The sequence below is a fragment of the Streptomyces aurantiacus genome (genome assembly GCF_027107535.1).
Classification (GTDB): domain Bacteria; phylum Actinomycetota; class Actinomycetes; order Streptomycetales; family Streptomycetaceae; genus Streptomyces.
The window spans coordinates 8,991,329-9,012,322 of sequence record NZ_CP114283.1; the positions used below are offsets into that span (position 1 = coordinate 8,991,329).

Here is a 20,994-nt window from a genome sequence, read left to right on the forward strand (position 1 = left end):
TCAGGAACGGGCCGTGCCCGTCCCCTTCTCCGCGTCCAGCGCGTACACGCACCGGTCCTTGCTGCACGCGTACACCACGCCGTCCTTGACGACGGGCGCCCCGGTGATCTCGCCACCCGTGGCCAGCTTCCACCGGAGCCGGCCGTCGTCGGCCTTCAGGGTGTAGAGGAGATGGTCCGTGGAGCCGAAGTGGATGCGTCCGTCGGCCACGGCGGGCGCGCCCACGAGGTCGCCGCCCGCCTGGAAGCGCCACTTGGGCGTACCGGTGACGGCGTCCAGGGTGTAGAGGCCCTTGCCGCTGCCCACGTGGACGTGTCCGGCCGAGACGAGGACCGGTTCGATGGAGGAGCGGGCCTCGGTGGCGATGCGCCAGCGGTCGCGGCCGTCGGTGGCGTCGAGCGCGTACACCGTGCCGAGGTAGTCGGCGAGGTACACCCCGCCGCCCGTGACGGCCGGGCCCGGCGCGAAGGTGGGCGGGCTGAGGAAGACGGCGGGCGCCTCGAAGTGCCAGCGGACGTGCCCGCCGGCGATGTCGATGGCGAGGACCCGGGTGCCGGCCGACACGTACACGTATCCGTCGTCGGCCTGGGTGACGCGGACGGGGACTCCCCCGCAGGAGGCCGCGTCACCGATGGGATACGACCAGCGTTCCTCGCCCGTGCGGGCCTCCAGGGCGCGCAGCCGGGCGTCCTTCCAGACGTAGACCGTGCCGTCGAGGACGAACGGACCGGCCTCGGGCGACTCGAAGTCGGTCTGGGCTCCGGTGATCTCCCAGAGCTTCTGGCCGTTGGCGGCCTCCCAGGCCTGTACTCCGCCACCGCGGGTGCCGGTGACGACGGTGCCGCGGTCGGCCCGGAGGGAGTACACCCAGGCGTCCGTCGGCAGCCGCCACAGGTCGGTGCCCTCCCGGGCGTCCAGGGCGAAGAGCGTGGGGCCGTCGGAGGCGTGGACGCGGCCGTCGGCGACCGCCATCGACCAGGCGACGTCCCGGGTCTTGAAGCGGCGCCGGCCGGTGGCCACGTCCAGCGCGTGCACCTCGAACGAGGTGACGTAGACGAGGTCTCCGGCGACGGCGGGTGTTCCCCACACGTCGTTCGACATGCGGAAGCGCCACGGCCGCCAGGACGAGCCGCCGTCCGGCCCGGGACCGGGCGCGGGTACGGGGACGGGTCCGGCCGCCGCGAGGTCGGCGCCGTTCACGCCGGGGCGCGGCCGGGACCAGGAGGCCGCCAGTCCGGCCTCCGGGGGAGGCGCCTTCACAGCGGCCGCGCGGGCGTCGGCGACCCGCGGGCCGGGCCCGATCGGCACCTGGCCGCCGGCCAGGCGTACGGGACCGGTGTCGGGCGGGGAGCCGTGCCGGCCCGCGCCGACGGGCACGGGGGGCATGGGCGGGTCGTGGGGCGGCGGGGGCGGCACCACGGGGGCGCCCCGTCCGCCGCTGCGGCCGGACGACGGCTTCGGGGCCGGGCGGCCGCCGCGGCGCGTCTCGATCAGGGTCACCGCCCGCTCGGGCAGCCACGCGGAGGCCGTACCGCTGTCGTCGGAGCCCGAGCCGAAGAGGTGCGGGGCCAGCTGGGCCTGGAGGTCGGCCGGGTTGGGGCGGGCCGTCGCCTCCATCTGCATGCAGGACTCGATGAGGGGGCGCAGCTCGTCCGGGAGGCCTTCGAGGTCGGGACCCTCCCTGAGCAGCATGAAGACGGTCTCGACCGGGTTCGCGCCGTGGAAGGGCGCGTGGCCGGTGGCGGCGAAGACGAGCATCGAGCCGAGCGAGAAGACGTCGCTCGCGCCGGTCACACTGCGGGAGTCCTTCGCCTGCTCGGGCGACATGTACGCGGGCGTGCCCACGGCGACGTTCGTCATCGTCAGACGCGTGTTCGACACTCCGGAGGCGATACCGAAGTCGATGACGCGCGGCCCGTCCTCGACGACGAGGACGTTCGAGGGCTTGAGATCGCGGTGGACGAGGCCGGCTCCGTGGATGGACTGCAGCGCCTCGGCGACGCCCGCGGCGAGCCAGCGGACGGCCTGGGCCGGCATCGGCCCGCACTCGGTCACTATCTCCTCGAGGGAGGGCGCGGGCACGTACGCGGTGGCCAGCCAGGGCACGGCCGCGCGCGCGTCGGCGTCGACCACGGCGGCCGTGTAGAAGCCGGACACGGCCCGGGCCGCCTCGACCTCGCGGGAGAAGCGGACCCGGAACAGCTGGTCCTCGGCGAGCTCCGTCCTGACCGTCTTGATCGCCACCCGCCGGCCCGAGGCCGAGCGCGCGAGATAGACCAGCCCCATGCCGCCGGCTCCCAGCCGTCCCAGCACCTCGAACGGCCCGATCCGCCGCGGATCGTGCTGTGTCAGCTGATCCACCACTTGCCTGCCACCTCCCCGTACGCGGCCGCGCTTCCAGCCACCGCTCCAGCCGCAGTCGCAGCCACTGCGCAGCGTCTCACCACCGAGCCGCTCCGGCGGCACGCACCCCCGATTCTTCCTGGCCGGGGCTCCGGTTGCGAACCCGGGACCGAATCGGGATGTCTCCCACTATTCACGGGCAAACAACCCAGGTCTGCCTTGCTTTTCAACGTCGGCCGGTGGATTTTGGCGCCTTTCAGAGCTTCGCGCCCACATTTCAGCCCTGGAGCCTCGCCCATTTCGGCAGCGGAGAAACCAGAATTCCCGCACCGGAGGACGCCACGACCCGTGTCTCAGCGCTGGAGCAGCGCGAAGGACGCCCCCTGATTGTCGCTGACGACGGCCACGCGACCGTACGACGTACCGAAGGGCGGCACCTGGACCCGGCCGCCGAGCCGGGTCACCGTGCCGAGCTCGGCCTCGCAGTCCGCCACGTCGAAGTGCACGAGGAAGTGGGGCGGCATCTCCGCGGGGAAGACGTCGGAGATGTGGGCGCGGCCGAAGGAGCGAATGGTGCCGGGCCCGAAGAGCGCGTCGCGGAAGAGGCCGGGGTAGAAGGCGTCGGCGGTGGCCGTGTCCCGTGCGTACAGCTCGGTCCAGCCGAAGGCGCCCGTCCGGTGCCCCCTGCCGAAGCCAGGATGCGTGCCGCCCTCCCAGAGCCCGAACACGGCGCCCTCGGAGTCGGCGGCGAGACCGGCGGTGCCGTACGGGCCCACCGGCACGGGTGCCGTGATGATCTGGCCGCCCGCCTTCCGGATGCGGTCGGCCAGGTCCGGGGCGTCCGGAGTGGCGAAGTAGACCGTCCACACGGTGGGCATACGGCCGTCGCGCTTCGGCACGAGGGCCGCGACGGCGTCACCGTCGAGATCCGCCCGTACGGCGGCCGCGTACGGGCTGTCGGCCTCCCGCACGCCCTCGAAGGGCTCGAAGGTCCACCCGAAGAGTCCGCCGTAGAAGCGCTTGCCCGCCTCGACGTCCGGAAGCTGGGCGTCGATCCAGCAGGGGACGCCCTCGGCGAAAGCGGCAGATGCCTCAGATCCAGCCATGCGGCCAAGCTAACGGCGTTTCACTCATCCCGCAGGACGGGCGGAACCCCTCCCCGCAGGCCCGTGCACCCCATTTGCAGTCGGCCGAATCGCGCTCCGATCACCCCTCGGTAAGCTGACGGCATGACAGGACAAGTGCGTACCGTCGACGGCCGTGTGGCCGGTCGGCGCGGGCAGGCGACGCGGCAGAAGCTGCTCGACTGCCTCAGCGAGATGCTCAGCTCCTCGCCCTACCGCGACGTCAAAGTCATCGACGTCGCGCGGAAGGCGGGCACTTCACCGGCGACCTTCTACCAGTACTTCCCGGACGTCGAGGGCGCCGTCCTGGAGGTCGCCGAGCAAATGGCGGCGGAGGGAGCCGGGTTGACCGAGCTCCTCGCGGGACGCTCCTGGGTCGGCAAGGCCGGCTGGCAGACCGCGCAGGAACTGGTCGACGGATTCCTCGAGTTCTGGCGCAAAAACGACGCCATCCTCCGCGTCGTCGACCTGGGCGCCGCCGAGGGCGACAAACGCTTCTACAAGATCCGCATGAAGATCCTGAACTCCGTGAACAACTCCCTCACGGACACCGTCAAGGAGCTCCAGGCGAAGGGCAAGGTCGACAAGGACGTCAGCCCGGCGGCCATGGCCGGCTCCCTCGTGGCGATGCTCGCGGCAGTGGCCTCGCACCAGAAGGGCTTCCAGACGTGGGGCGTGAAGCAGGCTGAACTGAAGCCGAACCTCGCCCTGTTGGTGCATCTGGGTGTGACCGGCAAGAAGCCCACCAAGTAGCCCGGCGCGTCGTACGTCAGGGTTTCCAGGCACACGTCCTGTCACACGGGCGGCAGTTCACTCCGGTGGGCTGCCGCCTGTCGCGTTCCCGGTGTCGTGGGAGTCGGGGGTGCCGTGGGCGGGCGCCGCCATGGGTGTCGTGGTGGGCGCCATGGATGCCATGGATGCCATGGGTTCTTTGGGCGCCATGGGTTCTTCGGGCGTCACAGGTGCCTCGGCGGCGGCACGGTGTTCTGGGGTCCGTCCTTCACCGCCGGACTATCCGGAACAGCCGGATCTCCCGCTCCACCCGCGCCTGGTACGTCGCGTACGGCGGCCAGAACTCCAGCAGCGCCTTCCAGGCCGTCTCCCGCTCCCGGCCCCGCAGGAGATGGGCGGTGACCGGGATGTCCCTGCCCTTCCAGCTGATCTCCACGTCCGGGTGGGCGAGGAGGTTGGCGGTCCACGCCGGATGATCGGTGCGCCCGAAGTTGGACCCGATCAGGATCCAGCTCGTGGTCGCCGCGCCCTTCCCTCCCCCCGGCTCCCCTTCCGGCATGCAGGCCAGCGGCGTACGCCTGGGCAGGCCGCTCTTCGCACCCCGCGCGGTGAGGATGACACCGGGCAGCATCTGGGCGCTGAGCAGGACCTTTCCGCGGGTGAGCCGGTGGACGGCGCGGTCCAGGGCGGGAATGAGATGGGGTGCGATCTTCGCGAACGCGGGTGCCGAGGACACCTTCTGCACGATCCGGACTCCGGCGCCCATCAGACCGCCACCTCCCCGCCGCCGAACAGCCGCGCTTCCTCGGCCGCGTACGCGCGCAGCCGGTGCGCCGGCCCGAAGAGCAGTTCGTCGCCGGCCGCCCGCTTGAAGTACAGGTGCGCCTCGTGTTCCCAGGTGAACCCGATCCCGCCGTGCAGCTGCACGGCCTCGGAGGCAGTGACGCGTAGCGCCTCCAGGGCCTGCGCGAGCGCCAGCCCGCCGACCCGCTCCTGGCCCTCGGCGGTGGCCCAGGCCGCGTAGTAGGCGGCGGAGCGCGCGGCCTGGACCCCCACGTACAGGTCGGCCAGCCGGTGCTTCACCGCCTGGAACGACCCGATGGGCCGCCCGAACTGCTCGCGCTGCCTCACGTATTCCACCGTTCGCTCCAGTACCCGGTCGGCGGCGCCGACGGCCTCCGCGGCGAGGACGGCTGCGGCCGAGTCGCCGACGGCGCTGAGCACCGCGGCCGCGTCGGCGGACCCCCCGGCACTCGCACCCGCACCCGCCCTCCCCCGTTCGCCCGCGTCTGCGCCGTCGATATCGCCGCGGACTTCAGTGCGTACTTCACCGCGGACTTCACCGTCGGCGCCCAGCAGTTCGGCTTCCACATCGCGGAGTTGGACGCGGCACTGGGAGCGGGTCTCGTCGAGAGAGGTCTGCCGTACGCGGGTGGCGCCCTCCCTCACGAGAAAGAAGAGGGTGCGCGAGCGGGCGAATCCACCGGTGTGCGCGGGCACGATCAGCAGGTCCGCGCTGTGCCCGTCGAGGACCTGGTCGGCCTCTCCGTACAGCCGCCACACGCCGTCGGCCCGCCGCGCCTGAACGCCTCCCGCCCGGCCGCCGCCCGCCCAGTCACCGCGGTTGTCGCCGGTCAGCCCGAGGGCGGTGGTCAGCGCGGCGCCCGACACGGCGAGCGCGGCGGTGAGTTCACCGGAGGCTATGCGGGGCAGCAGCGCGGCCCGCTGGCTCTCGCTGCCCAGGGCGAGCACGACGGGCGCGCTCAGGACGGCCGTCGCGAGCAGCGGGGAGGGAGCGAGCGCCCGCCCCAACTCCTCTGCGGCAAGGGCCAGTTCGGTTACGGAGCAGCCCACTCCCCCGTACGCCTCGGGAAGCGCGAGGCCGGGCAGGCCGAGCTGCTGCGCCAACGACTCCCAGAGTCCGGGGTCGTGGCCGTCCGCGGTCCGCACGGCGGCCCTGACCTCCTCCGGACCGCAGCGTTTGAGGAGCAGCTCACGGAGGGTGCGGCGGATCTCGTCCTGTTCCGCGGTGAAGGTGGCGTCCATCGGCGGGCTCCTCCCCGGGCCGGGTGACCGGCGTCCGGTTCCCAGATCTGACGGGCCGTCATGTTAGAGCGGCGATCAGCAGATGCACAGGGTCGCGACACCTCCCGCGTCGCGCGGTATCTGATGTACCGTCAGATTCCATGACTCCGCCCCGGATCGTGACGTCAGGGAACCGCAGGGTCGCCGTCGTCGGCGTGGCCCTCTCCGACTGCGGGCGCCTGGACGAGGCGACGCCGTACGCGCTGCACGCCCAGGCCGCCCGCAGGGCCCTGGCCGACTCGGGCCTGGACCGGTCGGTGATCGACGGCTTCGCGTCGGCGGGCCTCGGCACGCTGGCGCCGGTCGAGGTGGCGGAGTACCTGGGCCTGCGCCCGACCTGGGTCGACTCCACGTCCGTCGGCGGATCGACGTGGGAGGTCATGGCGGCGCACGCGGCGGACGCCATCGCCGCCGGGCACGCGAACGCGGTCCTGCTGGTGTATGGGTCCACCGCCCGCGCGGACATCCGGGCGGGCCGCCGTACGGGCAACCTTTCGTTCGGGGCGCGCGGGCCGTTGCAGTTCGAGGTCCCGTACGGACACACGCTCGTCGCCAAGTACGCGATGGCCGCGCGCCGGCACATGCACGAATACGGCACGACGCCGGAGCAGTTGGCGGCGGTGGCGGTGCAGGCGCGGGACAACGCCGCGCTGAACCCGGACGCGATGTTCCGCGACCCGATCACGGTCGACGACGTGCTGTCGGGGCCGGTGATCGCCGACCCGTTCACCAAGCTGCACTGCTGCATACGGTCGGACGGCGGGGCGGCGGTGCTGCTGGTGGCGGAGGAGTACGTCCAGGACTGCCGTGTCCCTCCCGTCTGGGTCCTCGGAACCGGCGAGCACGTCTCTCACACGACGATGTCCGAGTGGGCGGACTTCACGGTCTCGCCCGCCGCGGTGAGCGGGCGGCTCGCGTTCGAGCGGGCGGGGGTCGGGCCGCAGGACGTGGACCTGGCAGAGATCTACGACGCCTTCACGTACATGACGCTGGTGACGCTGGAGGATCTCGGCTTCTGCGGAAAGGGCGAGGGCGGGGCGTTCGTGGAGAAGGGACGGCTGCGGGTGGCGGGCGGGGAGCTGCCGGTCAACACGGACGGGGGCGGGCTGTCGGCCCAGCATCCGGGGATGCGAGGGCTGTTCCTGCTGGTCGAGGCCGTGCGGCAGTTGCGGGGGGAGGCCGGTGACCGACAGGTCCGCAGACCGGACGGCCACCTGCCCGAACTGGCGGTGGCGTCGGGGACGGGGGGCTGGTTCTGCTCGTCGGGGACGGTGGTGCTGGGGCGGTAGGGGCCGATTCTCGACTGCGGGTGGTTCTGGGTCGCTCGCACCCACGAACCGGCCGAAGCCCCCACCCCCTCAGGGGCGCGGGGAACTGCGCGAGCAACCCAAGGCCACCCGCAGCCAACGAACCAGCCGAACCCTCATCCCCCAGGGGCGCGGGGAACTGCGCGACCAGCCCACGACGGCCCGCAGCCGACGAACGGACCCACGCAGGGCGGAGCCTCAAGCGGGGCGGAGCCACAAGCAGGGCGGAGTCACAAGCGGGACGCAGCCCGCGGCCGGGGACGGCCGGTGCCGAGCAGGCGGCCCCCTGGGCCTCGTCGGTCAGGGCCCGGCGAGGGCCAGCGGCGCGGAACCCACCGGCCGCAGAGCCACCGGCGCAACCGGGACCACCAGGGCAACCGGACCAACCGGCACCCCTCGACCGGCACCCACCCCGCCGAAGACGAACAACCGCAGCACCAGGAACCGCCCCACCCCGGCCAGCCCGGAAGCGCTGAGGTAGACGACCTGCTCGGTGAGCACCCCGGGTGACGCCTGCACCAGGTGCAGGACGAACACGGCAAGCGACGTCACCCCGTACGCCGCGGACGCCGACCCGGCGGACTGCCAGTGCCGCCGCCACCCGGCCCGCTTCCCCGTCCCGAAGGTGAAGAGCGCGTGCAGCTCGGTGCAGAGGACGGTCGACACGACCGTGATCACCGCGTTCGCGACAACCCAGGGCATCGCCCCGGCCAGCAACGCCACGGCACCGCTGGCGAGGACCCCGATGCCGCCGCCGCACACCACGAACCGGACGAAGGAGGCGAACGGCCCGGGAGCGGCCTCGCCCGCCGTCTCCGGCTCCGGCTCCGACGTGAGCTGCGGCTTCATGGGGGTTTCCTTCCGGGGGGGCGGGGCCGTGAACCCCTGCGATCAACTGGGTTCAACAATGCCGTCGCCCGCCCGCGCCCACGAGAGAGCACGCCCCCCGATCCATGGTGGTGCCAGCTCTACCATCGCCCTGCACCACACCCCCTGACCGGCCACGACGAACACGCCGACGAGCAGGGCAACTTGGCCGGTGCAGGCCTCCGGGCGGGCAGGTCGGTGACGCGTTTCCCCCCGGCGATCCCGGAATACGCGAGGGGACGGAACACGCTGTGAAGACCGAGGGAGACACCCGCCGTCCGCGCCCGCCCGCACTCCGGAGGAACTTCCATGGCCCTGACCCGTGAAGAGCGCGAGCAGTTTCTCGCCGAGCCGCACATCGCCGCACTCGCCGTCGACGCAGGGGCGGGCCGCGCTCCGCTCACCGTGCCGATCTGGTACCAGTACGAGCCCGGCGGCGACGTATGGATCCTGACCGAGCGCACCTCCCGCAAGAACGAGCTGATCGGCGCGGCGGGCAGGTTCTCCCTGATGGTGGACCGGCTCGAACCGACCATCAGGTACGTGTCCCTCGAGGGGCCGGTCGTCGAGTCGACCCCCGGCACCCGTGAACAGCTCCACGAGATCTCGGCCCGGTACCTCCCGGCCGACAGGGTCGACGCGTACGTCGACTTCTCCTGGAAGGAGCACGGCGACCTCGTGGTCGTCCGGATGCGCCCCGAACGGTGGGTGTCGGCCGACCTCGGTTCGGTGTGAGGCCCGGTCCCGCGTGACAATCGAGGCATGAGTGCCGACGCGTCCTCCCCGTCCTCCGAGTTCGTACGGCTGCTGAGGTCCCAGCGGGTCTGGGACACCGAGCTGCCGGACTTCGCCCCCGCCACGGCCCCCGCCGAGCCCCTGCCGCTCTTCGAGGAGTGGTTCGCGGGGGCGGTCGCCGCCGGGCAGCCGGAGCCGCACACGATGTCGCTGGCCACGGCGGACTCCGAGGGCCGGCCCGACGTGCGGACCGTGATGCTGCACGGCGCCGACGAGGAGGGCTGGCACTTCGCCTCGCACGCGGGCAGCCGGAAGGGGCGGCACCTGGCGTCCCGCCCGTACGCGGCACTCGGCTTCTACTGGCCCGTGCAGGGCCGGCAGGTCCGGGTGCGCGGCCCGGTGACCGTCGCCCCGCCCGAGGTCGCGCGGGCCGACCTGCACGCCCGCTCGACCGGCGCGCTCGCCTCCGCTCTGGTGGGGCGCCAGAGCGAAGTCCTGGACAGTCACGAGGAGTTGGTGCGCGCCTCGGCCGCCGCCTGGGACCGCGCCCACCGCGAACCGGACGCGTCCGCGCCGTCGTGGACGGTGTATGTCCTGGACCCGGACGAGGTGGAGTTCTTCCAGGGCGACGCGCGGCGACGGCACGTCCGTCTCACCTACCGCCGCACGGACGGCGCCGCATGGCGCAGGGAACTGCTGTGGCCCTAGCCGGCCGCCCCGGGCCGGGGTGTCACGACGTCACGGGTGCGGCTTCCGGGTCGGTGGCGAGCCGTGCGTGCAGATGCACGTCCCGGAAGGCGTCCTGGCGGCCCGCCTCGAACATCGCCCCGCGCAGGGTTCCCTCGTACGGGTAGCCGCACCTCTCGGCGACCCGGCACGACGCCTCATGTCCGAGTGCGTGCCCCAACTCCAGGCGGTGCAGACCGAGTTCCTCGAAGGCCCAGCGCGAGGCCAGGGCGAGTGCGCGTGAGGCCACCTGGCGGCCACGGGCGTCGGGGAGCACCCAGTAGCCGACGCGGGCGACCCGTATGACGTGGTCGATGTCGTTGACGCCGATATGTCCGAGCCGGGTGCCGCTCGTCGCGTCGGTGACGCAGAAGGAGGCCCCTGACCCCTCCTGGACCGCCTTGGCCCGCGCCCGCAGCGACTCCTGCGCGTCGGTCCTGCTCCCGATCGGCCTGATCGGCGTGTTCCACCGCTGGAACTCCGGGTCCGTGCAGCCCCGCAGCCAGGCCTGGACGTCCTCCTCGGCATCCGCGTCCCAGGGGCGCAGCCACAGTCCGTAGCCGTGGATCTCGGGGAGGGGGAGGGAGGCGGAGGACTCGTACAAGTCGGTCATCGAGCCATTCAACAACGGCCGCCCGGGCGACCGGTCGCGGGGTGGCCCGAGGGGGCGTCCGCCAGGGACGGACGGCCTAGCCGGAGGCCGCGGCCGCCGGCCGGAACACGGGGACCGCGACCGTTTCCCCCGCCCTCTCCCGGCCTTCCATCCCCTCGACGCCCTCCACGTCCACGCCCTCCACGCGGAACGTCACCTCCAGCGCCATCCCCGCCCGCAGTGCCTCCTCCGCGCAGTCCACCACCTCGGTCATCATGCGCGGCCCCTCTTCGAGATCGACGACGGCGGCCACGTACGGCGTGCGGGCCCCGAAGGGCGGCAGGTCGTTCCGGTGGACGACGGACCAGGTGTAGAGCGTGGCGCGCCCGCCGGCCCGCTCCCAGGTCACGGCCTCGCTCCAGCAGTGCGGGCAGAACTCACGGGGGTAGTGGTGGGCGCGCCCGCACGCGCCGCACCGGCGCAGCAGCAGGTTCCCCTCGGCGGCCGCGTCCCAGTACGGCCGGGTGAGGGCGTCGGCCTCCGGCAGGTCGAAACGGGCCGCCATCAGAAGATTCCCAGGGCGTTGTCCAGCGACCACGTCTGCCAGGACATCGCGAACAGGGCCACCAGGGAGATCAGCGCCATCATCGCGTTCTGCCCCTGCTCGGCCCAGTCGTGGATCATCAGCACGAGGTAGAGGAGGTTGAGCAGCAGTCCTCCGACCAGGGCGATCGGCGTCAGGAACCCCATGACGAGGCCGAGGCCCAGGGCGAGTTCGGCGTACACGACGACGTACGCCATCGTGCGCGGCCGGGGCGCGACCACCACGTCGAAGCCGCTGCGCACCGCGTTCCACCGGTGCTTCGCCGCGACGTCCGTCGCCCAGGCGATGCCGGTCCCCCGCTCGAACCAGCCCTTCTTGTCCTTGTGCCGCCAGCTCTCCAGCCACCACAGCCCCAGGCCGATACGGAGCACGGCGACCCATTCCGCACCGGTGAGCCAGATCGTGTCCATGAAGCCCCCTGCCGTCGACGGCATCTGACGGTACGTCAGTTCAGCCGATGCGGCGGCACTCGCGCAAGACGCACGGCGAAAGTCCCCGGACGACCGCCCGGCCCGCCGCAGCGCCCGCGCCCACCGCCTCGCCGCCCGCTCCACCTCCCGCACACAGACCGGGGAACCTACGACACCGGCCCCACACGGGCCTCCTACAGCCGTGATCAATTCGCAACCGATTCCGGGCTTGACCGAGACCCATCAAGTGATGACTTGAATACGCTCTGGCACATGGCCGACTCTCCCGACCCGACATCCCAGGCGTCCGCGCCGCAACCCGCGCCGCAGCAGGACCGACCCGTGTACGTCATCGGGGGCGGCCCGGGCGGCCTCGCGGCGGCGCACGCGCTGCGCGCACAGGGAGTCCGGGCCGTCGTGCTCGAAAAGTCCGACCACGTCGGAGCGTCCTGGCGGCGGCACTACGACCGGCTGCGGCTGCACACCACCCGCCGTCTCTCCGGGCTGCCCGGCCTCGCGATGCCGCGCTCGTTCGGCCGCTGGGTGTCGCGCGACAACGTGGTGCGCTACCTGGAGAAGTACGCCGAGCACCACGAGCTGGAGATCGTCACGGGTGTCGAGGTCTCCCGCGTGGAGCCCACCGCCGACGGCACCGGCTGGCTGCTGCGCGCCACGGGCGGGCGTGAGCTGACCGGCAGCGCCGTGGTCGTCGCCACCGGCTACAACCACACGCCGCACGTGCCCGACTGGCCGGGCCGCGACGCGTACACGGGCGAGCTCCTGCACGCCGGCGAGTACCGCAACCCGGCCCCCTACGCCGGCCGGGACGTCCTCGTGGTCGGCGTGGGCAACACCGGCGCCGAGATCGCCGTCGACCTCGTCGAGGGCGGCGCCTCGCGCGTACGCCTGTCGGTGCGGACCGCGCCGCACATCGTGCGCCGGTCGACGGCCGGCTGGGCGGCCCAGTACACCGGAGTGCTCTGCCGGCGGCTGCCGGTCGCCCTGGTGGACCGGATGGCCGGGCCGCTGGCCAGGATCAGTGTTCCGGACCTCTCCTCGAAGGGGCTGCCGCGGCCCGACACCGGGCTGTACTCGCGGGTCAACGAGGGGTCCATCCCCGTACAGGACGTCGGCCTCATCGACGCCGTCCGCAAGGGCCGGGTCGAGATCGTGGCCGCGGTCGAGGCCTTCGAGGACGGCAAGGTCGTCCTCGCGAACGGCGACCGCGTCGGTCCGGACGCCGTGATCGCCGCGACCGGCTACCGGCGCGCCCTGGAGGATGTCGTCGGCCATCTCGACGTACTCGACGCGCGTGGACGCCCGGTCGTCCACGGCGCCCGTGCGCCGAAGAACGCGCCAGGCCTCTACTTCACCGGTTTCACCAACCCGATCAGCGGGATGCTCCGCGAGCTGGCCCTCGACGCCGAGAAGATCGCGAAGTCGATCGCGCGGGACGCGGAGCGCAGGCACCCGTCCCGCATCACCCGCTGACGCGTCCGGCGATCCAGCCGGGACCGGGCGGGGGCGGGGGTGCCGGTCCAGCCCCGGGGGCTCGTCCGCCCGGCCCCTGGGGCACGGCGTCCCGGCGCTGAGGTCCTGCCACGCCCGTGACCTGGGGATGCGGCCTTGGGGTGCGGCCTTGCGGCGTGGTCTTGTTGCGTTGTCTTCGGAGGTGCCTCGACCTGTCCGGGCCGGGGTCCGTCGGCGTCATGGACCTGCCCGCCCCTGGGGTCCGGCGCCGTGGCCCCGCGGCTCCTGGCCGGTCCCGCGTCCGGCAGCGACCGCCGGTTCACACCCCGGAGCGCCGGGCCAGGCACGTTCCTGAGCGGGTCCCGGAGGGTACGAACCCTGTGGCGGCCACAAGTTCTTTGCATGCAGACCCGTTCCTGACGTGGCGTCAGTTCAGTAATCTGACACTGCGTCAGTTATTGGCAGCCACTCAGGAGCGGGCGGACCGATGCTTGGATCAACCCACGGCACCCTCACCACCGACTCCCGCCGGGCCAGGGTCATCGCCTGCGGCGAGCAACCGGCCCCTGCCGTGCACGGCAGGCCCGCCGCCACCGACGACCTGGACGTCAGCGGCCGGCCGCTGTACGCCGGCGTACCCGATCTGGACCGCTTCTTCCGCCCCGAGTCGGTGGCCGTGGTCGGCGCCTCGGACACCGAGGGGCGCCCGAACACCGGCATCACCCGCCAACTGCTCGCCTGGGCCGAACGGGTCGGCGCCCGGCTGCACCCGGTGCATCCGACGCGCGAGTCCGTCTTCGGGATCCCGTGCGTCGCCGCTGTCACGGACCTGCCCGAACAGGTCGACCTGGCCGTGCTCCTGGTCGCCGACCCCCTGCCCGTGATCGAGCAACTCGGCGAGACGAAGGTGCGGTTCGCGGTCGCCTTCGCCTCCGGATTCGCCGAGACCGGAGCGGAGGGCGCCGCCGCGCAGGCCCGCCTTGCCGCCGCCGTGCAGCGCTCCGGGCTGCGGCTGCTCGGCCCGAACACCAACCTCAACGCCTTCGAGAGGTTCCGCGAGGACCTGGACGGGCCGGCGATCGCGCTGATCACCCAGTCCGGGCACCAGGGGCGTCCCGTCTTCACGATGCAGGAGCTCGGCGTACGGCTCTCGCACTGGGCGCCCACCGGCAACGAGGCCGACCTGGAGAGCGCCGACTTCATCTCGTACTTCGCCGAGCAGCCCGAGGTGGGCGCCATCGCCTGCTACGTCGAGGGCCTCAAGGACGGCCGTTCCTTCCTCCTGGCCGCCGACCGGGCCGCCCGGCGCGGTGTCCCCGTCGTCGCGGTCAAGGTCGGCCGCACCGAGACGGGCGCCCGGACGGCCGCCTCCCACACCGGCAAACTGACCGGCGCCGACGCGGTCGTGGACGCCGCGATGCGCCAGTACGGCGTCGTGCGAGTCGACGGGCTCGACGAACTCCAGGACACCGCCGCCCTGTTGGCGCGCGCCCGCCCGCCGTCCTCCGACGGGGTCGTCGTCTACTCCATCTCCGGCGGTACGGGCGCGCACTTCTCGGACCTGGCGACGGAGGCCGGGCTGACACTGCCCCGGCTCTCGGACACCAAGCAGGCCGAACTGCACCAGTGGATACCCGAGTACCTGGACGTCTCCAACCCGATCGACAACGGCGGCCATCCGGTCGGCGACTGGCGCGGACGCAGGATCATCGACGCGATCCTCGCCGATCCGGCCGTCGGAGTGCTGGTCTGCCCGATCACCGGCCCCTTCCCGCCCATGAGCGACAAGCTCGCGCAGGACCTGGTGGACGCGGCGGAGCAGACGGACAAACTGGTGTGCGTGGTGTGGGGCTCACCCGTGGGTACGGAGGCCGCGTACCGGGAGACGCTGCTCGGGTCGTCGCGGGTGGCCACCTTCCGTACGTTCGCGAACTGCATCACCGCGGTCCGTGCCCACCTGGACCACGCCCGGTTCGTCGCCTCGTACCGCTCGCCCTTCGACGAGGCGCCGCGCAGTCCGTCCCCCTCCTACCGCAAGGCCCAGGCGCTGATGCGGCCGGGCAGCAGGCTCAGTGAGCACGCGGCGAAGCAGTTGCTGCGCGCGTACGGGATCCGTGTGCCGCGGGAGCAGTTGGTGACCAGCGCGGCCGCGGCGGTGCGGGCGGCCGGGCTCGTGGGGTATCCCGTGGTGATGAAGGCGTCCGGTGCGCGGCTCGCCCACAAGACCGAGCTGGGTCTGGTGAAGATCGGCCTGACCTCGGCGAGTCAGGTCAGGGACGCCTACCGGGAGTTGACCGACATCGCCCGCTACGAGGACGTGTCGCTGGACGGGGTGCTGGTGTGCCAGATGGTCGAGCCCGGTGTCGAGATGGTCGTCGGTGTGACGCACGACGAGCTGTTCGGTCCCACGGTGACGGTCGGGCTGGGCGGAGTGCTCGTGGAGGTCCTGCGGGACACCGCCGTGCGGGTGCCGCCGTTCGGTGAGGACCAGGCCCGGACGATGCTCGACGAGCTTCGGGGGCGGGCGCTGCTGGACGGCGTCCGCGGGCGGCCTCCGGCCGATCTGGACGCACTGGTCGAGGTGGTGCTGCGGGTGCAGCGGATGGCGCTCGAACTGGACGGTGAGCTGTCCGAGCTGGACATCAACCCGTTGATGGTGCTGCCCCGGGGGCAGGGGGCTGTGGCGTTGGACGCGCTGGCGGTGTGCCGCTGAGTGGCCGGGTGCGGGGTGTGTGTGGCTGGTCGCGCAGTTCCCCGCGCCCCTGAAGGACGCGCCTGCCGGTGGGCGTCGGGTCGGGGGCGCGTCGGGACATCCGATCGCAGCTGTGTCGTCCCGGGCCGATCGGTTGCCCAGGGGAGGTCGTGCTGCGATCGGACGCCCCGCCCCGCCCCCTCACGCCGCACGGCGACTGCCGCAGGACGATGACGACCTCCTGGAAAGGGGCGCCCCCGTCGGGCGCACCTGCCCCCGTACCTACCGGCCGCAAGGCGGCCCCTTCGACCGTGAACGCCCCCTCGCCTCCGGGCGGAACGGAGTCCCCCGTGCTGCTTCACACCCTCGACAACCAGGTCTCCTGGATCACCCTGAACCGGCCCGAAGCCATGAACGCCGTCACCCCCGACCAACGGGACCGGCTCATCGGCCTGTTCGAGGCCGCGTCGGCCGACCCCGGCACCCGCGCGGTCGTCCTCACCGCCACGGGCCGCGGCTTCTGCGCGGGCGCGGACCTGCGCGGCGGCCCGCCCCCGGGCGACCGCGTCCCCGGCGACGTGGCCCGCGTCATCCGCCACGGCGCCCAACGCCTCATCGCCGCGGTCCTCGACTGCGAGAAGCCGGTGATCGCCGCCGTGAACGGCACGGCGGCCGGCCTCGGCGCCCACCTCGCCTATGCCTGCGACCTCGTCATCGCCGCGGAGTCGGCCAGGTTCATCGAGGTGTTCGCGCGCCGGGGGCTGGTCCCCGACGGCGGTGGCGCCTACCTCCTGGCCCGGCTCGTCGGCCCGCAACGGGCGAAGGAGCTGATGTTCTTCGGCGACGCCCTGAGCGCCGCGGACGCGCACCGGCTCGGGCTCGTCAACCGGGTCGTACCGGACGGCGAGTTGGAGAAGACGGTCCGCGCCTGGGCCGAGCGCCTGGCCGCCGGCCCCACCCGCTCCCTCGCCCTCACGAAGCAGCTGGTGAACGCCTCCCTGGACTCCGACCGCGCCACCGCGTTCTCCGCCGAGGCCACCGCCCAGGAGATCAACATGACGACGGCGGACGCCGGTGAAGGGGTGACGGCGTTCGTGGAGCGGCGCGGAGCGGAGTTCAAGGGCCGTTGAACCGGTCGCCGGACCCCTTCCAATCTGACACCCCGTCAGCTTCAATGGGCGGTGTGATGGGACACGCAGGAATGGCCGCGGCGGCAGTCCGCTACCTGAGGTCGGCCGGGGACCCGCAGGCCGCGGGACCGGTCGAACCACTCCCGCGCCCGGACCTGCGCGCGGTCGGCGACGACGAGCGCGTGCCGCTCGACCCGGCCGAATTCCGCCGTGTACTGGGGAACTTCGCGACCGGTGTCACCGTCGTCACCGCTCCGGCCGTCGGGGTGGGGGGCGAGCCTTCCCGGCCCGCCGGCTTCGCCTGTCAGTCGTTCGCCGCTCTCTCCCTCGACCCGCCCCTGATCGCGTTCATGGTCGCGCGTACGTCCACGACCTGGCCGCGCATCGCCCGCGCGGGCGTCTTCTGTGTGAACGTCCTGGGCGCGCACCAGGGGGACCTGTGCCGCGGCTTCGCGGTGAGCGGCTCGGACAAGTTCGCCGGAGTCGCGCACGACCCGGCCCCGGTGTCCGGTTCACCACGCCTGGCGGGAGCCACGGCGTGGATCGACTGCGCGATCCACGCCGTGCACACGGGTGGCGACCACCTGATCGTGGTGGGCCGGGTGAGTGCCCTGGGTGCCTCGGACGGCGATCAGGAGCCCCTGCTGTTCCACCGGGGGCGGTTCGGCCGCTTCACGGGCTGACCCCTCGGGCGAGGGCGGCCCGCACCGGCCGGCGCCGGATCACCAGCGCCATCAGCGCCGCCACCGCGCACAGCGCCCCGGAGGCGTACCACATCACGTCGTACGAGCCGAAGGTGTCGCGGGCGACACCGCCGAGGAAGGCGACGAGGGCGGCTCCGACCTGGTGCGAGGCGAGGACCCAGCCGAAGACGATGGCGCTGTCGTCGCCGTACTGCTCGCGGCACAGGGCGAGGGTCGGCGGGACGGTGGCGACCCAGTCGAGGCCGTAGAAGACGATGAAGAAGAGCATCGGCGGGTGGACCGAGGGGGCCAGCAGGAGGGGGAGGAAGAGCAGGGAGATGCCGCGCAGGGCGTAGTAGACGGCCAGCAGCCGGCGCGGTTCGAAGCGGTCCGTGAACCAGCCCGAGGCGATCGTGCCGACGACGTCGAAGACGCCGATGACGGCGAGGAGCGAGGCGGCCGCCGTGATGGGCATGCCGTGGTCGTGGGCGGCGGGCACGAAGTGGGTCTGGATCAGGCCGTTGGTCGAGGCACCGCAGATCGCGAAGGTACCGGCCAGGAGCCAGAAGGGGCCGGTGCGCGCGGCGGAGAGCAGGACGCTCACCGCCCGGCGGGCCGCTCCCGGTACGGGTTGGGGCTTCTCGACGAACTCCGTCGCCCCGTACGGCTTGAGGCCCACGTCCGCCGGGTGGTCGCGCAGCAGCAGCCAGACGAAGGGGACGACCGCGAGGGCCGCCAGGGCCACGGTCACGGCGGCCGGGCGCCAGTCGTGCTCCGAGATGATCCAGGACAGGAGCGGCAGGAAGATCAGCTGGCCGGAGGCCGAGGCGGCGGTGAGGATGCCGGTGACCAGGCCGCGCCGCTCGGTGAACCAGCGGTTCGTGACGGTCGCGGCGAAGGCGAGGGCCATCGAGCCGGACCCCAGGCCCACGAGCAGCCCCCAGCAGAGCAGCAGCTGCCAGGCCTCGGTCATCCACACCGTGGCGCCGGAGCCGACCGCGATGACGATCAGGGCGAGCGCGACGACCCGCCTGATGCCGAACCGGTCCATGAGCGCGGCCGCGAAGGGCGCCGTCAGCCCGTACAGCGCGAGGTTCACGGAGACCGCGAGCCCGATCGTCCCTCGGGACCAGTGGAACTCCTGGTGCAACGGATCGATCAGCAGGCCGGGCAGGGAGCGGAAGGCCGCGGCCCCGATGATCGTCACGAACGTCACGGCGGCGACGAACCACGCCCGGTGCACGCGGGTGCGCCGCCGGCCGGTTCGGGCGCTCTGCTCGGATGCCGTCTCGGCCGCGGCATCGGTTGTCTGTGTCACGTCACGAGCTTCCGGCCTGCGCTCTCTCCGAGCGAGTGGCCGGAAGGTCAGTGTTCGCTAGAATCGGGCCATGGGTTCACACGCCTCCGTACGCCGCCACCGGGTGGTCGTCCTCGCCCTGGACGGCGTCCTTCCCTTCGAGCTGGGCATCCCCCAGCGGATCTTCGGCCGCGCCAAGGACACGAAGGGCCGCAGTCTGTACGAGGTGGTGACCTGCTCGATCCGGCCGCCCGGCCCGGTCGAGGCGGAGGCGGACTTCTCCATCCTCGTCGAGAACGGCCCGGAGGCCCTCGCCACCGCCGACACCGTCGTCGTCCCGGCCTCGTACGAGCTGGGTCCGGTGTACGACGAGGGCGTGCTCACGGACGAGCTGGCCGCGGCCCTCGCGTACATCCGGCCGGGCACCCGGCTCGTGTCCATCTGCACGGGCGGGTACGTGCTCGCCGCCGCCGGACATCTCGACGGCCGCCCGGCCACCACGCACTGGGCGTCCGCCGAGCACTTCCAGCGGGTGTTCCCGAAGGTGCGGGTGGACGCGGACGTGCTGTTCATCGACGACGGTGACGTGCTGACGTCAGCCGGTGTCGCGGCCGGCATCGACCTGTGCGTCCACATCGTGCGCCGCGACCACGGCACGGCGGTCGCCAACGACGTGGCCCGCCGCACGGTCGTGCCCCCGCACCGTGACGGCGGCCAGGCCCAGTACGTGCAACGGCCCGTCCCCGAGGCCCGGTCGGCGAGCACGACCGCCGCCCGGGCCTGGGCGCTGGGCCGGCTGCACGAGCCGATCCAGCTGCGTGACATGGCCGGGCAGGAGGCCATGTCGGTCCGCACGTTCACGCGCCGGTTCCGCGAGGAGGCCGGTGTCAGCCCAGGCCAGTGGCTCACCCAGCAGCGCGTCGAGCGCGCCCGTCACCTCCTCGAGTCCACCGGCCTCTCCGTCGACCGGATCGCCCGGGACTCCGGCTTCGGCACGGCCCAGTCGATGCGCCAGCACCTGCAGTCGGCGCTCGGCGTGACCCCGACCGCGTACCGCCGCACGTTCCGCGCCTCCGGCCCCTCCGGCGCGCAGCGGCGGGAAGGGTAGGGGCCAGGAGGACGGGCCCCTGCGCGGCGCTGCTCAGAAGGTGAGAACGGCCCTGGCGACCCGTCCGGCCCGCGCGTCGGCGGCCGCCTTCTCGAAGTCCTCCACGGGATACGTGCCGGTCACCAACTCGTCCAGCAGCAACCGGCCTTCCCGGTACATCTCCGCGTACAGCGCGATGTCCCGCTGCGGCCGCGAGGACCCGTACCGGCAGCCGAGGATCGACTTGTCCAGGTACATCGACGAGACGAGGAAGGACGCCTCGGCCGTGGCGGGCGGCACGCCGAGGAGGACCGCCTGTCCGTGGCGGTCCAGCAGGTCGACGGCCTGGCGGACGAGTTCGACCCGGCCGACGCATTCGAAGGCGTGGTCCGCGCCGGTGGGAAGGACGTCCCTCACTCCTTCCGTCGAGGTCAGGAAGTGCGTCGCGCCGAACCGCCGGGCCACCTCCTCCTTCGCCGGGTTCGAGTCCACCGCCACGACGGTGAGGGCCCCGGCGATCCGCGCGCCCTGGATGACGTTGAGCCCGATGCCGCCCGTGCCGATGACGACCACGCTGTCCCCGCGGTCCACCCGCGCCCGGTTCAGCACGGCCCCGACCCCCGTCAGCACCCCGCACCCGATCAGGGCCGCCGACGCCATCGGGATGTCCTGCGGGATCCGCACCGCCTGCACGGCCTTCACCAACGTCCGTTCCGCGAAGGCGGAGTTGGACGCGAACTGGTACAGCGGCTGCCCGGCCCGTACGAACGGCCGCTGCGGCATCCCGATCGCCTTGCGGCACATGGTGGGCCGCCCCCGGTCGCACTCCGCGCACGTACCGCAGTTGGCGAGCGTGGACAGGGAGACGTGGTCGCCGGGCCGGACGTGGGTGACGCCCGCGCCGACCGCCTCCACGACTCCCGCGCCCTCGTGGCCGAGCACCACGGGTACGGGGAAGGGGATGGTCCCGTCCACCACGGAGAGGTCGCTGTGGCACAGCCCCGCCGCCGAGACCGCGACCAGCACCTCCCCCGGCCCCGGGTCCCGTACCTCCAGGTCGTCCACCACCTGGGTCTGCCTGCCGTCGAAGATCACGCCCCGCATGTCACA

General features: G+C 72.8%; 19 protein-coding genes. 9 read left to right on the forward strand and 10 right to left on the reverse strand.

What is annotated here, in order from left to right; genetic code table 11:
* Positions 1-2,364 carry a protein serine/threonine kinase AfsK gene (gene afsK, locus O1Q96_RS41605; RefSeq protein ID WP_269253028.1) on the reverse strand — a complete coding sequence of 788 codons (2,364 nt, stop codon included), beginning with the start codon at positions 2,362-2,364 and terminating at the stop codon, positions 1-3.
* A gap of 332 nt (positions 2,365-2,696) precedes the next feature.
* Positions 2,697-3,449: an AfsK-binding protein KbpA gene (gene kbpA, locus O1Q96_RS41610; RefSeq protein ID WP_269253029.1), complete on the reverse strand. Its 753-nt coding sequence runs from the start codon at positions 3,447-3,449 to the stop codon at positions 2,697-2,699.
* Between the two features lie 123 nt (positions 3,450-3,572).
* Here kbpA and O1Q96_RS41615 point away from each other — a divergent pair, with 123 nt between their 5' ends.
* A complete protein-coding gene (locus tag O1Q96_RS41615) occupies positions 3,573-4,220 on the forward strand; it encodes a TetR family transcriptional regulator (RefSeq protein ID WP_269253030.1) in 648 nt (215 codons plus the stop codon).
* Between the two features lie 247 nt (positions 4,221-4,467).
* Here the strand turns inward: O1Q96_RS41615 and O1Q96_RS41620 are convergent, their stop codons facing one another.
* Positions 4,468-4,965 (reverse strand): nitroreductase family deazaflavin-dependent oxidoreductase, encoded by a 498-nt coding sequence (locus O1Q96_RS41620; protein ID WP_269253031.1) that lies wholly within the window; start codon positions 4,963-4,965, stop codon positions 4,468-4,470.
* Entirely contained in the window at positions 4,965-6,245 is a 1,281-nt protein-coding gene (locus O1Q96_RS41625; RefSeq protein WP_269253032.1) for an acyl-CoA dehydrogenase family protein, read from the reverse strand. The genes O1Q96_RS41620 and O1Q96_RS41625 overlap by 1 nt, the downstream gene beginning before the upstream one ends.
* A 140-nt stretch (positions 6,246-6,385) precedes the next feature.
* Between O1Q96_RS41625 and O1Q96_RS41630 the strand changes: the two genes are divergently transcribed.
* Positions 6,386-7,573, forward strand: coding sequence for a thiolase C-terminal domain-containing protein (locus O1Q96_RS41630; protein ID WP_269253033.1), 1,188 nt, complete (start codon positions 6,386-6,388; stop codon positions 7,571-7,573).
* 318 nt (positions 7,574-7,891) lie between these two features.
* On the opposite strand, the gene O1Q96_RS41635 is transcribed toward O1Q96_RS41630, so the two are convergent.
* Positions 7,892-8,440 (reverse strand): GtrA domain-containing protein, encoded by a 549-nt coding sequence (locus O1Q96_RS41635; protein ID WP_269253034.1) that lies wholly within the window; start codon positions 8,438-8,440, stop codon positions 7,892-7,894.
* Between the two features lie 327 nt (positions 8,441-8,767).
* Between O1Q96_RS41635 and O1Q96_RS41640 the strand changes: the two genes are divergently transcribed.
* Entirely contained in the window at positions 8,768-9,193 is a 426-nt protein-coding gene (locus tag O1Q96_RS41640) for a pyridoxamine 5'-phosphate oxidase family protein (protein WP_269253035.1), read from the forward strand.
* Between the two features lie 27 nt (positions 9,194-9,220).
* Entirely contained in the window at positions 9,221-9,901 is a 681-nt protein-coding gene (locus tag O1Q96_RS41645; RefSeq protein WP_269253036.1) for a pyridoxine/pyridoxamine 5'-phosphate oxidase, read from the forward strand.
* Between the two features lie 22 nt (positions 9,902-9,923).
* Here O1Q96_RS41645 and O1Q96_RS41650 read toward each other — a convergent pair whose 3' ends face one another.
* The 3 genes from O1Q96_RS41650 to O1Q96_RS41660 all read right to left on the reverse strand — a co-directional run bounded on the left by O1Q96_RS41650 (position 9,924) and on the right by O1Q96_RS41660 (position 11,525).
* Positions 9,924-10,532, reverse strand: coding sequence for a GNAT family N-acetyltransferase (locus O1Q96_RS41650; RefSeq protein WP_269253037.1), 609 nt, complete (start codon positions 10,530-10,532; stop codon positions 9,924-9,926).
* Positions 10,533-10,608: 76 nt separating this feature from the next.
* Positions 10,609-11,076: a Zn-ribbon domain-containing OB-fold protein gene (locus tag O1Q96_RS41655; RefSeq protein ID WP_269253038.1), complete on the reverse strand. Its 468-nt coding sequence runs from the start codon at positions 11,074-11,076 to the stop codon at positions 10,609-10,611.
* Positions 11,076-11,525: a DoxX family protein gene (locus O1Q96_RS41660; RefSeq protein ID WP_269253039.1), complete on the reverse strand. Its 450-nt coding sequence runs from the start codon at positions 11,523-11,525 to the stop codon at positions 11,076-11,078. Before O1Q96_RS41660 ends, O1Q96_RS41655 begins: the two co-directional genes overlap by 1 nt.
* Before the next feature lie 273 nt (positions 11,526-11,798).
* Here O1Q96_RS41660 and O1Q96_RS41665 point away from each other — a divergent pair, with 273 nt between their 5' ends.
* The 4 genes from O1Q96_RS41665 to O1Q96_RS41680 all read left to right on the forward strand — a co-directional run bounded on the left by O1Q96_RS41665 (position 11,799) and on the right by O1Q96_RS41680 (position 17,500).
* On the forward strand, positions 11,799-13,016 hold the full coding sequence (locus O1Q96_RS41665) for a flavin-containing monooxygenase (protein ID WP_269253040.1): 1,218 nt from the start codon (positions 11,799-11,801) through the stop codon (positions 13,014-13,016).
* 466 nt (positions 13,017-13,482) lie between these two features.
* Positions 13,483-15,708 carry an acetate--CoA ligase family protein gene (locus tag O1Q96_RS41670; RefSeq protein ID WP_269253041.1) on the forward strand — a complete coding sequence of 742 codons (2,226 nt, stop codon included), beginning with the start codon at positions 13,483-13,485 and terminating at the stop codon, positions 15,706-15,708.
* Positions 15,709-16,097: 389 nt separating this feature from the next.
* Complete coding sequence (locus O1Q96_RS41675) at positions 16,098-16,817, forward strand: enoyl-CoA hydratase/isomerase family protein (protein ID WP_269253940.1); 720 nt, start codon at positions 16,098-16,100, stop codon at positions 16,815-16,817.
* A 56-nt stretch (positions 16,818-16,873) separates the two neighbouring features.
* Positions 16,874-17,500 (forward strand): flavin reductase family protein, encoded by a 627-nt coding sequence (locus tag O1Q96_RS41680; protein ID WP_269253042.1) that lies wholly within the window; start codon positions 16,874-16,876, stop codon positions 17,498-17,500.
* Here O1Q96_RS41680 and O1Q96_RS41685 read toward each other — a convergent pair.
* Entirely contained in the window at positions 17,490-18,818 is a 1,329-nt protein-coding gene (locus O1Q96_RS41685) for an MFS transporter (protein WP_269253043.1), read from the reverse strand. The two genes, O1Q96_RS41680 and O1Q96_RS41685, sit on opposite strands and share 11 nt — an antisense overlap.
* 70 nt (positions 18,819-18,888) lie before the next feature.
* Between O1Q96_RS41685 and O1Q96_RS41690 the strand changes: the two genes are divergently transcribed.
* The gene (locus O1Q96_RS41690; protein WP_269253044.1) at positions 18,889-19,905 is read left to right on the forward strand and encodes a GlxA family transcriptional regulator; all 1,017 of its coding nucleotides are present in this window, start codon (positions 18,889-18,891) and stop codon (positions 19,903-19,905) included.
* A gap of 33 nt (positions 19,906-19,938) precedes the next feature.
* On the opposite strand, the gene O1Q96_RS41695 is transcribed toward O1Q96_RS41690, so the two are convergent.
* Entirely contained in the window at positions 19,939-20,988 is a 1,050-nt protein-coding gene (locus tag O1Q96_RS41695; protein WP_269253045.1) for a Zn-dependent alcohol dehydrogenase, read from the reverse strand.
* Between the last annotated feature and the right edge of the window lie 6 nt (positions 20,989-20,994).